At 55.1% G+C, this 13,776-nt stretch carries 12 protein-coding genes and 1 other RNA gene; 5 read left to right on the top strand and 8 right to left on the bottom strand.

Annotated features, from left to right (window positions below; genetic code table 11):
• Nucleotides 1–42: 42 nt before the first annotated feature.
• The 8 genes from ACTJJA_RS11975 to garD all read right to left on the bottom strand — a co-directional run bounded on the left by ACTJJA_RS11975 (nucleotide 43) and on the right by garD (nucleotide 8,092).
• Complete coding sequence (locus tag ACTJJA_RS11975) at nucleotides 43–816, bottom strand: DeoR/GlpR family DNA-binding transcription regulator (protein ID WP_100166503.1); 774 nt, start codon at nucleotides 814–816, stop codon at nucleotides 43–45.
• 110 nt (nucleotides 817–926) lie between these two features.
• The gene (gatD, locus tag ACTJJA_RS11970; protein WP_440668149.1) at nucleotides 927–1,970 is read right to left on the bottom strand and encodes a galactitol-1-phosphate 5-dehydrogenase; all 1,044 of its coding nucleotides are present in this window, start codon (nucleotides 1,968–1,970) and stop codon (nucleotides 927–929) included.
• Between the two features lie 40 nt (nucleotides 1,971–2,010).
• Nucleotides 2,011–3,384, bottom strand: coding sequence for a galactitol-specific PTS transporter subunit IIC (locus ACTJJA_RS11965; protein WP_440668147.1), 1,374 nt, complete (start codon nucleotides 3,382–3,384; stop codon nucleotides 2,011–2,013).
• Between the two features lie 4 nt (nucleotides 3,385–3,388).
• The gene (gene gatB / locus ACTJJA_RS11960; protein WP_021242240.1) at nucleotides 3,389–3,673 is read right to left on the bottom strand and encodes a PTS galactitol transporter subunit IIB; all 285 of its coding nucleotides are present in this window, start codon (nucleotides 3,671–3,673) and stop codon (nucleotides 3,389–3,391) included.
• A gap of 28 nt (nucleotides 3,674–3,701) precedes the next feature.
• Nucleotides 3,702–4,169 carry a PTS galactitol transporter subunit IIA gene (gatA, locus tag ACTJJA_RS11955; RefSeq protein ID WP_440668145.1) on the bottom strand — a complete coding sequence of 156 codons (468 nt, stop codon included), beginning with the start codon at nucleotides 4,167–4,169 and terminating at the stop codon, nucleotides 3,702–3,704.
• A 13-nt stretch (nucleotides 4,170–4,182) separates the two neighbouring features.
• Entirely contained in the window at nucleotides 4,183–5,454 is a 1,272-nt protein-coding gene (gene gatZ / locus ACTJJA_RS11950; protein WP_440668143.1) for a tagatose-bisphosphate aldolase subunit GatZ, read from the bottom strand.
• Nucleotides 5,455–5,488: 34 nt separating this feature from the next.
• The gene (locus ACTJJA_RS11945; RefSeq protein WP_108416143.1) at nucleotides 5,489–6,343 is read right to left on the bottom strand and encodes a tagatose bisphosphate family class II aldolase; all 855 of its coding nucleotides are present in this window, start codon (nucleotides 6,341–6,343) and stop codon (nucleotides 5,489–5,491) included.
• Nucleotides 6,344–6,520: 177 nt separating this feature from the next.
• Entirely contained in the window at nucleotides 6,521–8,092 is a 1,572-nt protein-coding gene (gene garD, locus ACTJJA_RS11940) for a galactarate dehydratase (protein ID WP_440668140.1), read from the bottom strand.
• A 411-nt stretch (nucleotides 8,093–8,503) separates the two neighbouring features.
• Here garD and ACTJJA_RS11935 point away from each other — a divergent pair, with 411 nt between their 5' ends.
• From ACTJJA_RS11935 to rnpB, 5 genes are all read left to right on the top strand, one after another.
• Nucleotides 8,504–9,838, top strand: a complete 1,335-nt coding sequence (locus ACTJJA_RS11935; RefSeq protein ID WP_010435927.1) for an MFS transporter — start codon at nucleotides 8,504–8,506, stop codon at nucleotides 9,836–9,838.
• Between the two features lie 15 nt (nucleotides 9,839–9,853).
• A complete protein-coding gene (garL, locus tag ACTJJA_RS11930; protein WP_440668138.1) occupies nucleotides 9,854–10,624 on the top strand; it encodes a 2-dehydro-3-deoxyglucarate aldolase in 771 nt (256 codons plus the stop codon).
• 20 nt (nucleotides 10,625–10,644) lie between these two features.
• A complete protein-coding gene (gene garR / locus ACTJJA_RS11925) occupies nucleotides 10,645–11,535 on the top strand; it encodes a 2-hydroxy-3-oxopropionate reductase (protein ID WP_010435921.1) in 891 nt (296 codons plus the stop codon).
• 76 nt (nucleotides 11,536–11,611) lie between these two features.
• Nucleotides 11,612–12,757, top strand: a complete 1,146-nt coding sequence (gene garK / locus ACTJJA_RS11920) for a glycerate 2-kinase (RefSeq protein WP_440668136.1) — start codon at nucleotides 11,612–11,614, stop codon at nucleotides 12,755–12,757.
• A gap of 32 nt (nucleotides 12,758–12,789) precedes the next feature.
• Nucleotides 12,790–13,166: RNase P RNA component class A (rnpB, locus tag ACTJJA_RS11915), an RNA gene on the top strand.
• Nucleotides 13,167–13,776 lie beyond the last annotated feature (610 nt).

Raw genomic sequence — 13,776 nt, 5'->3', positions numbered from 1 at the left:
AAAAGAAAATTGCGCAGGTCATACGCTGACCTGCATCGTTTGCTAAACCGTAATGATCTCGGTGCCCGTTTTACCCAACAGTTCTTTTTCGTGTTTTCCGATCCCATCATCCGTAATCACACAGTCGATTTTTTCCATCGGCAACACCTGATTGAACCCGCGCCGGTTGAACTTGCTGGCGTCCAGCACGGCAATCACCTTATGCGCGGCGGCAGCCATTACGCTGCTAATCGAATAGCCTTCATTGAACGTTGTAATGCCGTTGGTGGCATCAATACCGTCCGCGCCGACAAACATCAGATCCGCGCTGATCCCGGTCAGAGAGCGCTCGGCGATGGTGCCATGCATAGAGTGCGTTTTATGGCGCACGGTACCGCCGCAGACCACGAGCGTAATATCTTTGTTTTCCGAGAGGGCAAACGCGGCAGGCAGGCTGTTGGTGATGACGGTGATATTGGCTTTTTTGGTGAGTGCTTCGGCGATGAGCATGGTGGTGCTACCGCTATCGAGAATGATCGTCATCCCTTCTTCAATCATGGCCGCTGCAGCCTGTGCGATGCGCTTTTTCGGGTCGCTTGCCAGCTTATAACGGTCTTCCAGCACCACTTCCTGATTTTCGCTTTCCGCCAGGCTGCTGCCGGGTCTTGCTGCGCCACCGTGAAAACGCGTGACCAATCCTTTTTCTTCCAGCAGGCGCAGATCTGTTCGAATCGTCACTTCTGAAATGCCAAACATATTCGACAGATCCAGCACCATGACACTGCCCTGAGCGTTGACGAGGTCAACGATTTTATTGCGTCGCTCAAATGAGTTCATATTGAAATGCCTGATAATTAACTGCCTCTATTCTAATCGAAGGTATGCGAAAGGGGTACGGTAATATTCGAAAGGAAATGTGAGCCAGCTCAGGTTGCTGGCTCGAAGCACTACGCGAAGCGCAGCATGATTTTGCCCTGCATTGGCGCACCGTTTAGTCCCTGCACGGCCTGAGCAAAGCTATCGCTATCGCCGGTATGAGCAATAAGGGGCTTTAGCTGCAGTTTTTTCTCTGTGAGCAGGCGTGCCGCGGTTTTCCATTCTTCACCCGGCCACGGGGCCGAATAATTCATCCAGCTTCCCAGAAGCGTCAACTCCTTACGCAGTATCTTGCCAAATGTCGCCGCCGGTAAGTTCAGGTCATGATGCAGCGTACCCACCAGAGCGACCTGGGCTCGCGGCCCGGCGATATCAATGGCGAGCGTAACGGTTTGCGGTGTGCCAGCAGTCTCAAGAACCAACTGATCAAACGGGTTGTCGCTCAAGGCGTTAAGGATGTCGTCTGCGGCCAGAGCGCGGCTATTAAACACCTGAGTTGCCCCCAGCGTTGTTGCCAGCGCGAGCTTATCGTCGTTGATATCGATCGCGATAACGCTGTTGGCGCCCAATGCCAGTGCACACTGCATCGCCAGCAGGCCGATAGTGCCTGCGCCGACAATGATGACGTTCTTACCCTCGCAGCCGGAAGCGAGATGAAACGCGTGTAGCCCTACGGTTATGGGCTCAATAAATGCACCATCTTCAATTGCCATCTCTGCAGGAAGGCGGAACAGGTTTGCTCGCTTCACCACGATATATTCCGCGTTGCCGCCTTCGCTGCGAGATCCGACAAACTGATACTGCTTGCAGAGCGAGAAGTAGCCTTTTTCACACGCCGGACAGGAAAAGCAGGGCAGTAATGGCACGCAGGCAACCGGATCGCCTGCCTTGAGATCGTGCACTTTGGTACCACAGGCTTCGACATGACCGCTAAATTCATGTCCCAGGGTGATGGGATAATAATGTGCCCCTCCGGCAAAAATTCGCGGAATATCGGAGCCACATAATCCTGAGCAGGCAATACGCACCTGCACATCATCCACAGCCTGAATGTGAGGGATTGGACGTTCTTCAACGCGCACGTTGCCCTCAGCGTGAATTACCACTGATTTCATATTCACTCCAGAAAAAGAGGGGAGCATGGCTCCCCGGATATCAAGACACCGTCTGGCTTTGCGGGGTAGCGGCGTTCTTTTCTGCCGCGTTAAACACGCGGGCACGTCGCCAGGTGAGCAGGATGCCGGTGACGTAAATTGCACCAATCACGATGAACCCCACCACGTTTTGCCAGGTGAACAACTGGATGAGCAGCCAGGTGACGGGTGAACCGCCCTGGTCCATGGAGGCCACAAGCCCGCCAGCTTTCAACGCGCCAGCATTTTGCGCAAGCTGGGTGTGCAGGCCGATGGTCTGGGTCGCAATCCACAGCGTAATGCCCATGATGATGACGCCAGAGATAAGCGTGCGGAACAGGTTGCCCTGATGCACCGCGACCGCCATCGCCACAAAAAAGCCGATAGTGGCAAGGTCACCGAATGGCAACACCTGGTTTCCCGGCACCAGAACAGCAATCAGGATAGTGAGCGGTATGAAAATCAGGCTGGCGGAGACGACGGATGTATGGCCCAGCAGCAGCGCCGGATCGAGACCGATTAAGAACTCCTGCCCACCAAACTTTGCCTGCAGACGTTTACGGGCATGTTTAGCAATCGGCGTCAGGCCGTCCATGATCGGTTTGATAACGCGCGGCATTAGCAGCATCACGGCGGCGGTTTTCACGGCCAACTGGAGAACGGATTTGGTGTCGTAGCCTGCCAGCATGCCAATGGCCAGTCCCATCACAAACCCTACCGTGACCGGTTCGCCAAACGGGCCAAAGCGTTTTTGCACGTCGTCAGCGCTAAAATGAATACGCTTCAGGCCTGGGATTTTATCGATAATCGTATCGACCAGAACAGCGATTGGGCCGAGGTAAGCTGACGAGCCGTGAGGGATGGCGATCCCTTCCAGACCGAAGAAGTCCCGCGTGTCTTTGGCAAACCAGTCCCCCAGCTTGTAAACAAACGCGGCGTGCACCACAACGCCCAGGATCCCCAGCCAGTAAGAGCCGGTTGCCAGGTGCAGCATCGCACCGGTGAAGGTCATGTGCCATATGTTCCAGATATCGACGTTCACCACCCGCGTCATCCGCGTCACCAGCATGATAACGTTGACGCCAATGGCAACAGGGATAGCGATAAGCGCAATCTGAGATGCCCAGGTCATTGGGGATGAACCTGGCCAGCCGACATCCACCACGTGCAGGTTAATCTGGAACTGCTCAGCCATCGCTTTGGCCGCCGGGCCGATGGAGTCAAGCATCAGGCCGATAACCAGCCCGATCCCGACGAAGCCAATGCCGATATGTAGGCCGGATTTAAAGCAATCGCCCAGCTTCATCCCCAACAGCTTGGAGAAGATGATGATGACGATGGGCAGCATTACGGTTGGCCCCAGGTCGAGGATGTACCGCATGATTTCGGTAAACATGTTCTTACCCCTCGAGGATGGTCAGAATTTTTTGCTGCAGGGCTTCGATGCCGACGCCGGATACAAACGGCATGCCATGCACCACCGGGATGTCGCCAAAGGCTCTGTCAACTTTCGCCGTGGTACAAATCAGATCTGCACCGTCCATATAGGTTTCGATTTCAGTCACCCTGCACTGGACCAGATCCAGCTCAATGTGGTGGGCTTCACACAGTTCTTTGATCTCTTCTGCTGCCATGGTTGAGGTGGCGACAGCACCGCCACAGGCAACAATAACTTTGCGTTTCATAGGGCACTCCTTTTTTATTATCAGTATGTTATGAAGCCCGGGCACAGGCGACAGGCTCAAGGATCGTCTCCCGGAAACGATCGGCCAGGCCCTCTGCGGGCGCAGCCAGCAGCATGTCCAGCGTGTCCGGGTTTTGTAGCTCACTGAAAAGGCGGCGCAGCAATTTCATTTGCGCCGCAGGGTTTTCAACGATTAACGCGATGATGAGTGAGACGGCGACCTCGCCATCATCATCGGCCTGCTGAAAATGCACCGGTTTGTCCGGACGAATCAGGTAAATCGCGGGGCGTTTCGCATGCACGGCTTCGCAGTGCGGAATAGCGACCGCATGGCGTTCAAGGGCAATGCCGGTGGGGTAGTTCATCTCCCTTTCCAGAAGGGCGGCAGGGTAGGTGGCGTGTACAACACCGTTAGCCAGCATCTCCTCGCCAATATGCGCCAGCGCCTGCTGGCAGGTTTCAAACTCAATTCCGGTACGGACAAAAACGTGACTCATACACTCTCCGGCATCAGACGGGTTCAGGGGTGCAGCCAAATCGATAGGCGCGTAATACATCCTGTATTTTGTCGATGATGAGATTTTGCGGTGTTGCGGCGATCTCATTCATAGACAATCGTTCGAACTGGACGGGCATAAACTGGCTGATCAGCCCCAGAGGCAAGGCGATTGCGCTCAGATTAGCGATTAACCTCTCAACGCTCTGGCGAATGCGAGGGTGCGGCCAGTAGTAGCGAATGCGATCGGACAGGCTAAAGTGAATATCCACCATTGTCTGGCTCCAGGTAGGGCGGTAGTACTTTTTCCAGTAATCCGGCTCGTTCAGCATGACTTCGTCGATCACGTCAAGCACATGGCTGCGTTGCTCAGGGGCGATGAGGGCCTTCTCCATTTGTGCGAGGGCAAAAATGGCTTCTCGCAGGGCAAAGGTCAGCGCCGGACCGACTTTCAGGATCGCGAAGTGATCGCGAACCAAAGCGCGATAGGCCTGACGAGTCTGGTAGTCGGTGGAGTGCGCCTCATAGACCATGGGTGTCTGGCGGATCCAGCCGGAAAGCGCTTCTGCCGCGTGCGGCTGGTAGTGAATGATTTGCGTATGGTCGAACTCCACGCCGGGTTGCACAACTAACGCAATCACACGCGTCATCGCCTCGTTCAGACCGAGCGCGGCAAAGGCCTCACGATGCGTTTCCAGCGTCTGCGCGGCATCTTCCACACGGGTAACATGAACGCTGTTAATACTGCTGGCTTCACCGCCGGGAACGGGAACCTCAGTACCAATGACGTAGGTTAGCGCCGCTTTTTGTTCTTCAGTGGCCGTCTCTTCTGCGGCTTTGCACAGTCGGGCAGCACGTTGTGCCACCACCCCTGGCGGGAGTGGAACAGGATCGTCGGCGCAGGACATTGAGGCGTCCAGGTGGATCTTGCTAAACCCTGCCGCGACATAGGCTTTGATCAAGGCGAAGGATTTCTCCATCGCCGCGTCTGCCGGTTCGTTTTGCCAGCAGTTTGGCCCCAGATGATCGCCGCCCAGGATCAAACGTTCATGCGGAAAGCCCACCTCTTTAGCGATCTTCAAAACAAAATCACGGAAATCAGCGGGTTTCATACCGGTGTAACCGCCGAACTGGTTCACCTGATTTGAGGTGGCTTCAATCAGTACCTTGTTGTCGGTATGCAGATCGAACCGCAATGCGGCTTCGATAACCAGCGGGTGCGCTGAGCAAACTGAGCAAATACCGAGATCTTCTCCCGCTTTATGGCGGGTAATAATATCTTTCACGTTTCCTCCAGGTCAGGACTTCAGGCTTTCGTATTTAGAGCTTTCCTTCACAACCACAATCGTTAATAACTTTACGCACCACCTCTTTCATGGCGCGTTTGGCGGGCACCATGTAATGTCGCGGGTCACTGGTTTCGGGATGTGACGCGAGATAGGTTTTCAGGGCATTCGAGAAGGCGATTTTGAGTTCTGTGGCAACGTTGACCTTACAGATACCGAGGCGAATGGCCTGAAGGATATCGGCCGTAGATAAACCGGAAGCGCCGTGCAGCACCAGCGGGATATCGACCTGATTGCGGATCTCTGCCAGACGTTCAAAATCAAGTTTCGGCGTGGCAGTGTAGAGGCCGTGCGCGGTACCGATGGCGACGGCCAATGAGTCGATACCCGTTAATTCAACAAACTCGCGTGCCTGTAGCGGGTTGGTGTAAAGCGCATCTTTGCTGTCGACCACAAGGTCATCTTCCTGCCCGCCAAGACGGCCAAGTTCAGCCTCCACGCTCACATCGTAACGGTGGCAGTAGTCTGTCACTTTCTTCACCAGCGCGACATTTTCAGCGAATGGATGATGCGATCCGTCGATCATCGCCGAGCGGATCCCGCTCTGGACTTTCTGCGCGATATCGTCGAAATCTTCGTGATGATCGAGGTGGATCGCCAGTGGCTGGTTGTACGTTTTGGCCAGATCGCTGGCGATGGCGACCACGTTACCGGTTCCGGCATAGCTGAATGTGCCGGGCGTACCCGCCACGATCAGCGGAGAGCGCATCTCCGAGGCCGTTTCAACGACCACCTGCAGCGTTTCGAGATTATGAATATTGAATGCCGGTACGGCGTAACCTTCGCGCTGTGCTTTCAGCAGCATCGCTTTCGACGAGATGATGAACATCTTTCCTCCGAAACCTTTCGTTTTGTTTATGCGAAAGACAATATAGGGTTTCGGAATGTTATTTTGTGATTGGTATCTTAAAAATGAAAGAATCGAAACGAAAGGTAAGAATGCGAAAGAAATGAAAGCAAAAAAAAAGCATGGCCGAAGCCATGCTAAGCGAGGTTTACAGCAAACTCACGTCACCGGTGCCGGGTTAAACACCGCCAGCTGATTATGTAATCCCCATTGATCAGAGAACGTTTTCTTCCGCCCGCTGGCGACATCCAGAATGAAGTGGAACAGCTTCCAGCCCACGTCCTCAATGCTCTCTTCCCCGGTGGCGATGGTGCCCGCGTTGATGTCCATTAAGTCATACCAGCGGTTTGCCAGCTCGGTGCGGGTCGCCATTTTAATCACCGGCACTGCCATCAGGCCGTACGGCGTGCCGCGCCCGGTGGTAAAGACCTGAACCGTAATGCCGGACGCCACCTGCTGCGTACCGCAGACGAAATCGCTGGCAGGCGTTGCCGCATAAATCAGGCCGCGTTTGGTCGGGCGCTGGCCCGGGGAGAGCACTTCGACAATCGCGCTCTGGCCGGATTTGGCAATCGAACCAAGGGCTTTTTCCACCACGTTGGCCAGGCCGCCTTTTTTGTTGCCCGGCGACGGGTTGGCGCTGCGGTCGGTTTGCCCCATATCGAGATAGTTATCGTACCAGGCCATCTCTTCCAGCAGGCGCTTGCCCACCTCTTCGTTGACGGCGCGCGGCGTCAGCAGATGGATAGCGTCACGCACTTCGGTCACTTCGGAGAACATCACCGTGGCGCCGCAGCGCACGAACAGATCGGACGCATAGCCCACCGCCGGGTTGGCGGTCACGCCGGAAAACGCATCGCTACCGCCGCACTGGGTGCCCACCACCAGCTCAGAGGCCGGGCAGGTTTCGCGCTGGCGCTTGTTGAGCTTGTCCAGATGGCGTTCAGCTACCTGCAAAATATCGTCGACCATCGATCGAAAGCCGACGTGATGCTCGTCCTGCAGGCGCACGATGCTGGCCTCGTCGGCCGGAATCGCTTTCACATCCTCGGTGCCCTGCAGCAGGCGCTCAGGCTGAAGTTTTTCACACCCCAGACCGATGACCATCACCTCCCCGCCAAAGTTCGGGTTAAGCGCAATATTATGAATGGTGCGGATTGGCACTACCGCCGCGGGCGCGTTGATCGCCACGCCGCAGCCGTAGAGGTGGTTCAGACCTACTACGCCATCCACGTTCGGGTATTTCGGCAGCAGGTCGCGCTCGATGATTTTGACCACGTAATCCACCACGCCCGCCACGCAGTGCACGCTGGTAGTAATGCCGAGCAGGTTCTTGGTGCCGACGCTGCCGTCCGCGTTGCGGTAGCCTTCGAAGGTATAGCCCTCCAGTGGCGGCAGCGGTTCCGGCACGCGCGTAGCCAGCGGCAGAGTATTCAGCGGCGGCGCTTTTGGCAGTTCAACCAGCGACTCTTCAATCCAGCTCCCCTGCGGGATTGCGCGAACGGCATAGCCAATAATTTCACCGTAGCGCACGATTTCACCGTGCGCCGGGATATCCACCAGCGCCACCTTATGCCCCTGCGGAATATGCTCAATCAGTTCCAGCCCGTCCGGGAAACGGGTTCCCGCTTTTAAGCCGTTGTCGTTGACAATAATCGCCACGTTATCGCTGTCATGTACTTTTATATAAAACGCCGTCGGCGATGCCTGTCGAATTTCAATGTCGGCCATTGTTCACTATTCTCCAGCAAAGTGTCTGATCATTAATGCAGCCACACAGATAGTAATTTACTTATTTTCGAAATAAAGACGCTGCTTACTTAAATAAAGAATGTCAGGACTTGAGATATAAGAATGTGATCCAGGTCACCCCCTAAAGCGAGAGATAGCGCACTGTGGCTGTGAATACGTGATTCTGTGCAGCAGCGCCCAGTGCTTTGTGCATATGCTCAAAAACTTATTCATTTCAGGGGTGATAATTGAGCGTTAATCCAGTGCGATGCCATAAAGTGGTGATTATACTGAATCACATTGATATTGCGTCTGGTTAATTACCTGATATTGCCTGCTATCGATAAATAATCAGGAAATATGTTTTCTAAAATTATAAATATAAATTTCGCTGTGCCTGAGGAAATAAACATGATTCTGGATACCGTTGTAGAATCGAAAAAAGGTGTGCCCACCCGTTATTTAATATTATTGATTATTTTTATCGTCACGGCCATTAACTACGCTGACCGTGCGACGCTGTCGATTGCCGGTACGGAAGTGGCAAAAGAGCTGCAGCTCAGTGCCGTCTCGATGGGGTATATCTTCTCTGCGTTCGGCTGGGCCTACCTGCTGATGCAAATTCCCGGCGGCTGGCTGCTGGATAAGTTCGGCTCCAAAAAGGTCTATACCTACAGCCTGTTCTTCTGGTCGCTGTTCACCTTTCTGCAGGGCTTTGTGGATGTCTTCCCACTGGCCTGGGCGGGCGTGTCGATGTTCATCATGCGCTTTATGCTCGGCTTCTCGGAAGCGCCGTCTTTTCCGGCAAACGCCCGTATCGTGGCGGCCTGGTTCCCGACCAAAGAGCGCGGCACCGCGTCGGCGTTGTTTAACGCCGCGCAGTATTTCTCGCTGGCCATCTTCTCTCCGCTGCTGGGCTGGCTGACCTTCGCCTGGGGCTGGGAACACGTCTTTACCGTGATGGGCGTGATTGGCTTTGTGCTGACCGGCGTATGGGTGAAGTATATCCATAACCCGACCGACCACCCGCGCATGTCAGAGCAGGAGCTGAAGTTCATCTCCGAAGGCGGCGCGGTGGTGGATATGGACCACAAAAAGCCCGGTGCGCAGGTCGCAGGCGGTCCTAAGCTCCATTACATCAAACAGTTATTGACCAACCGCATGATGCTGGGCGTCTTTTTTGGTCAATACTTTATCAACACCATCACCTGGTTCTTCCTTACCTGGTTCCCGATTTATCTGGTGCAGGAAAAAGGGATGTCGATTCTGAAAGTGGGTCTGGTGGCCTCCATTCCGGCGCTGTGCGGTTTTGCCGGCGGCGTGCTGGGCGGGGTGTTCTCGGATTATCTGATTAAGCAGGGTAAGTCGATAACCCTGGCGCGCAAGCTGCCGATTGTGCTCGGCATGCTGCTGGCGTCGTCCATCATTCTGTGCAACTACACCAACAACACCACGCTGGTGGTGGCCCTGATGGCGCTGGCATTCTTCGGCAAAGGCTTCGGCGCGCTGGGCTGGCCGGTGATTTCCGACACCGCGCCAAAAGAGATTGTTGGCCTGTGCGGTGGGGTATTTAACGTCTTTGGCAACGTGGCGTCCATCGCGACTCCACTGGTCATTGGTTATCTGGTCAGTGAGCTGCATTCGTTCAACGCGGCACTGGTATTTGTTGGCTGTTCAGCGTTGATGGCGATGTTCTGCTACCTGTTCGTGGTAGGCGACATCAAACGTATGGAATTGCAGAAATAAGCAAAGGTATAAGCGATGAGTAACGATATCTTCCCGAACACGTTTAAAGCGGCCCTCGCGGCGCATCAGATTCAGATTGGCTGCTGGTCTGCGCTGGCAAGCCCGATCAGCACTGAAGTGCTTGGACTGGCCGGTTTCGACTGGCTGGTGCTGGACGGCGAACATGCGCCTAACGACATCAGCACCTTTATTCCGCAGCTGATGGCGCTGAAGGGCAGCCAGAGCGCACCGGTGGTGCGAGTACCGACGAACGAGCCGGTCATCATCAAGCGTCTGCTGGATATCGGTTTCTACAACTTCCTGATCCCGTTCGTGGAAACGGAAGAAGAGGCGGTGCTGGCCGTGGCCTCTACCCGCTACCCGCCGGAGGGCATTCGTGGCGTGTCCGTATCGCACCGCGCCAACATGTTTGGCACCGTGCCGGACTACTTCGCCCAGTCCAACAAGAACATCACCATCCTGGTGCAGATCGAGAGCCAACAGGGCGTGGATAACGTCGATGCCATCGCCGCAACCGACGGCGTGGACGGCATCTTTGTCGGTCCAAGCGACCTGGCCGCTGCGTTCGGGCATCTGGGCAATGCGGGTCATCCTGACGTGCAGCGCGCCATTCAGCACATCTTTGCTCGCGCCAAAGCGCACGGCAAACCCTGCGGCATTCTGGCCCCGGTTGAAGCCGATGCCCGCCGCTATCTGGAGTGGGGGGCGACGTTCGTTGCCGTTGGCAGCGATCTCGGCGTGTTCCGCTCCGCCACGCAGAAATTAGCAGACGCTTTTAAAAAATAACCATCACTGAGGAAAAGATTATGACGCTGAAAGTGGGCTTTATTGGCTTAGGTATCATGGGTAAACCAATGAGTAAGAACCTCATCAAAGCGGGTTACTCACTGGTGGTGTTAGACCGTAATTCAGACGCCGTGGCTGAAGTGATTTCAGCCGGGGCAGAAGCGGCAACCACGGCCAAAGCGGTTGCCGAGCAGTGCGATGTGATCATCACCATGCTGCCAAACTCCCCGCATGTGAAAGAGGTCGCTCTGGGCGAGAACGGCATTATCGACGGCGCGAAGCCGGGCCTGGTGGTTATCGACATGAGCTCTATTGCCCCGCTGGCCAGCCGTGAAATCAGCGAGGCGCTGAAGGTGAAAGGCGTGGACATGCTGGACGCACCGGTCAGCGGCGGCGAGCCAAAAGCCATCGACGGCACGCTGTCGGTGATGGTGGGCGGCGACAAGGCAGTTTTCGACAAATATTACGACCTGATGAAAGCCATGGCCGGTTCCGTGGTGCATACCGGTGAAATCGGCGCGGGTAACGTCACCAAGCTGGCGAACCAGGTGATTGTGGCGCTGAATATCGCGGCGATGTCAGAAGCGTTGACGCTGGCCACCAAGGCGGGCGTGAACCCGGATCTGGTCTATCAGGCGATCCGCGGCGGCCTGGCGGGAAGCACCGTGCTGGATGCGAAGGCGCCGATGGTGATGGATCGTAACTTCAAGCCGGGTTTCCGCATTGACTTGCACATTAAAGATCTGGCTAACGCGCTGGATACCTCTCACGGCGTGGGCGCACAGCTGCCGCTGACCGCTGCGGTCATGGAGATGATGCAGGCGCTGCGCGCGGACGGTCTGGGCACCGCCGACCATAGCGCCATCGCGTGCTACTACGAAAAACTGGCGAAAGTGGAAGTTGCTCGCTAATGACGTCCTGCTCGGTGGCGCTTTGCTTACCGGGCCTACGGTCCAGGCCGGATCCGTGCTGTAACAGGCTACAACTATGAAAATCGTAATCGCGCCAGACTCTTATAAAGAAAGCCTTTCTGCCACCGAGGTAGCTCAGGCGATAGAAAAAGGATTTCGGGAAATCTTCCCCGACGCACTTTATGTTTCTGTTCCCGTCGCCGACGGCGGGGAAGGCACGGTTGAAGCGATGATCGCCGCCACCCACGGCAGCGAACATTATGCCGTCGTCACGGGCCCGCTGGGTGAAAAGGTGAATGCCTGCTGGGGAATGTCCGGCGACGGCAGCACGGCGTTTATCGAGATGGCGGCAGCCAGCGGTCTGGCATTAGTCCCTCCGGCACAGCGCAACCCGCTCATCACCACTTCACGCGGCACCGGGGAGCTCATCCTCTGCGCGCTGGATAAAGGCGCGCGCAATATTATTATCGGTATCGGTGGCAGCGCGACCAACGACGGTGGTGCGGGGATGTTGCAGGCGCTCGGGGCGAAGCTCAGCGATGCCAACGGCACGGAGATCGGCTACGGCGGCGGCAGCCTGATGGCGCTTAACAGTATTGATCTTTTGGGCCTTGATGTGCGTCTTCAGCATTGTGCGATCCGCGTCGCCTGCGACGTCACCAACCCGCTGGTGGGAGAGAAAGGCGCGTCGCGCGTCTTTGGCCCACAAAAAGGGGCGACCGAGGGGATGATCCTCGAGCTGGACGCCAATCTCAGCCACTTTGCCGACGTGATTAAAAAATCCCTGCGTATCGATGTGAAGCACGTACCGGGAGCCGGTGCTGCTGGCGGTATGGGTGCAGCGCTGATGGCGTTTCTCGGCGCGGAACTTAAGAGCGGGATTGAGATTGTCACCCAGGCGCTCAACCTTGAAGAGCATATCCACGACTGCACCTGGGTGCTGACGGGGGAAGGGCGTATCGACAGCCAGAGCATTCACGGCAAAGTGCCCGTCGGTGTGGCGAACGTCGCCAAAAAATACCATAAGCCGGTGATTGGCATTGCCGGTAGCCTGACCCCGGACGTGGGCGTCGTGCACCAGTACGGCATCGACGCCGTGTTCAGCGTGCTGACCAGCATTGGTTCACTGGAAGAGGCGTTTCGCGGCGCCTATGACAACATTTACCGCGCCTCACGCAATATCGCCGCGACTTTGCAGGTGGGGATGCACACCCAAGGGTGACAGCGGCGCGCAAACCCTCTATACTGCGCGCCGAAGCTGACCAGACAGTCGCCGCTTCGTCGTCGTCCCTTTCGGGGGAGACGGGCGGAGGGGAGGAAAGTCCGGGCTCCATAGGGCAGGGTGCCAGGTAACGCCTGGGGGGGAAACCCACGACCAGTGCAACAGAGAGCAAACCGCCGATGGCCCGCGCAAGCGGGATCAGGTAAGGGTGAAAGGGTGCGGTAAGAGCGCACCGCGCGGCTGGTAACAGTCCGTGGCACGGTAAACTCCACCCGGAGCAAGGCCAAATAGGGGTTCACATGGTACGGCCCGTACTGAACCCGGGTAGGCTGCTTGAGCCAGTGAGCGATTGCTGGCCTAGATGAATGACTGTCCACGACAGAACCCGGCTTATCGGTCAGCTTCAACTTCTTAAAGAACCCCGCTTCGGCGGGGTTTTTGCTTTCAGGTCATCCGGCCATGTGGGAAAATGATACCAATTCTCAAAATTGCGACGCTAAGCACATTTCACTGTTTATGTGGTTAATGAATCCGTTCATTTGCCATATACGATCCTAATCACAAAATTTCCCGCTAAAAAAGAACGCTTTCTCAGCGTTGTTAATTTGTTGCTGATGTTACGGTAATGGTGTTCATCGTTTTCATATTTGATATATAAATATTGAATTCAAAAACATTCCCAGTGTGAATGTGTGATGTATTCGACTCTTTTGTGTGCGCGGGCAACATCATTATTGTTCTATTTGATAAAATACAAAAATGTTTTAAATAGAAAATGGTTCTTTATTAGCCGTTAATTGTCTGAAAGATAGTCTTTATTGATATTTTAAAATACAAAAAATCCACCGGGGTTATCACCATAAAATAAAGTTATTACCGCCATTTTTGTTGATCAATATCAGCGAATTGGTGTGTTTTTATATTATCAACTTATTGATATATAAGTATTTTAATGGTGTTCTGTCGAGGTTGGTATTGATGCGAAAAGGCAAATTGTGAGTAACAGCACATACCCCCTG

Source organism: Enterobacter sp. 22452 (assembly GCF_052045065.1).
Classification (GTDB): Bacteria; Pseudomonadota; Gammaproteobacteria; order Enterobacterales; family Enterobacteriaceae; genus Enterobacter; species Enterobacter mori.
The sequence above is the reverse complement of the archived record's forward strand: the minus strand, read 5'-3'. Positions and strand labels throughout refer to the sequence as shown.

Coding starts and splice junctions, on each gene's coding strand:
- gatA (WP_440668145.1), bottom strand. CDS start 4,169: ATGAGTCACGTTTTTGTCCGTACCGGAATTGAGTTTGAAACCTGCCAG.
- ACTJJA_RS11975 (WP_100166503.1), bottom strand. CDS start 816: ATGAACTCATTTGAGCGACGCAATAAAATCGTTGACCTCGTCAACGCT.
- garL (WP_440668138.1), top strand. CDS start 9,854: ATGAGTAACGATATCTTCCCGAACACGTTTAAAGCGGCCCTCGCGGCG.
- gatD (WP_440668149.1), bottom strand. CDS start 1,970: ATGAAATCAGTGGTAATTCACGCTGAGGGCAACGTGCGCGTTGAAGAA.
- ACTJJA_RS11945 (WP_108416143.1), bottom strand. CDS start 6,343: ATGTTCATCATCTCGTCGAAAGCGATGCTGCTGAAAGCACAGCGCGAA.
- ACTJJA_RS11965 (WP_440668147.1), bottom strand. CDS start 3,384: ATGTTTACCGAAATCATGCGGTACATCCTCGACCTGGGGCCAACCGTA.
- garD (WP_440668140.1), bottom strand. CDS start 8,092: ATGGCCGACATTGAAATTCGACAGGCATCGCCGACGGCGTTTTATATA.
- gatB (WP_021242240.1), bottom strand. CDS start 3,673: ATGAAACGCAAAGTTATTGTTGCCTGTGGCGGTGCTGTCGCCACCTCA.
- garR (WP_010435921.1), top strand. CDS start 10,645: ATGACGCTGAAAGTGGGCTTTATTGGCTTAGGTATCATGGGTAAACCA.
- garK (WP_440668136.1), top strand. CDS start 11,612: ATGAAAATCGTAATCGCGCCAGACTCTTATAAAGAAAGCCTTTCTGCC.
- ACTJJA_RS11935 (WP_010435927.1), top strand. CDS start 8,504: ATGATTCTGGATACCGTTGTAGAATCGAAAAAAGGTGTGCCCACCCGT.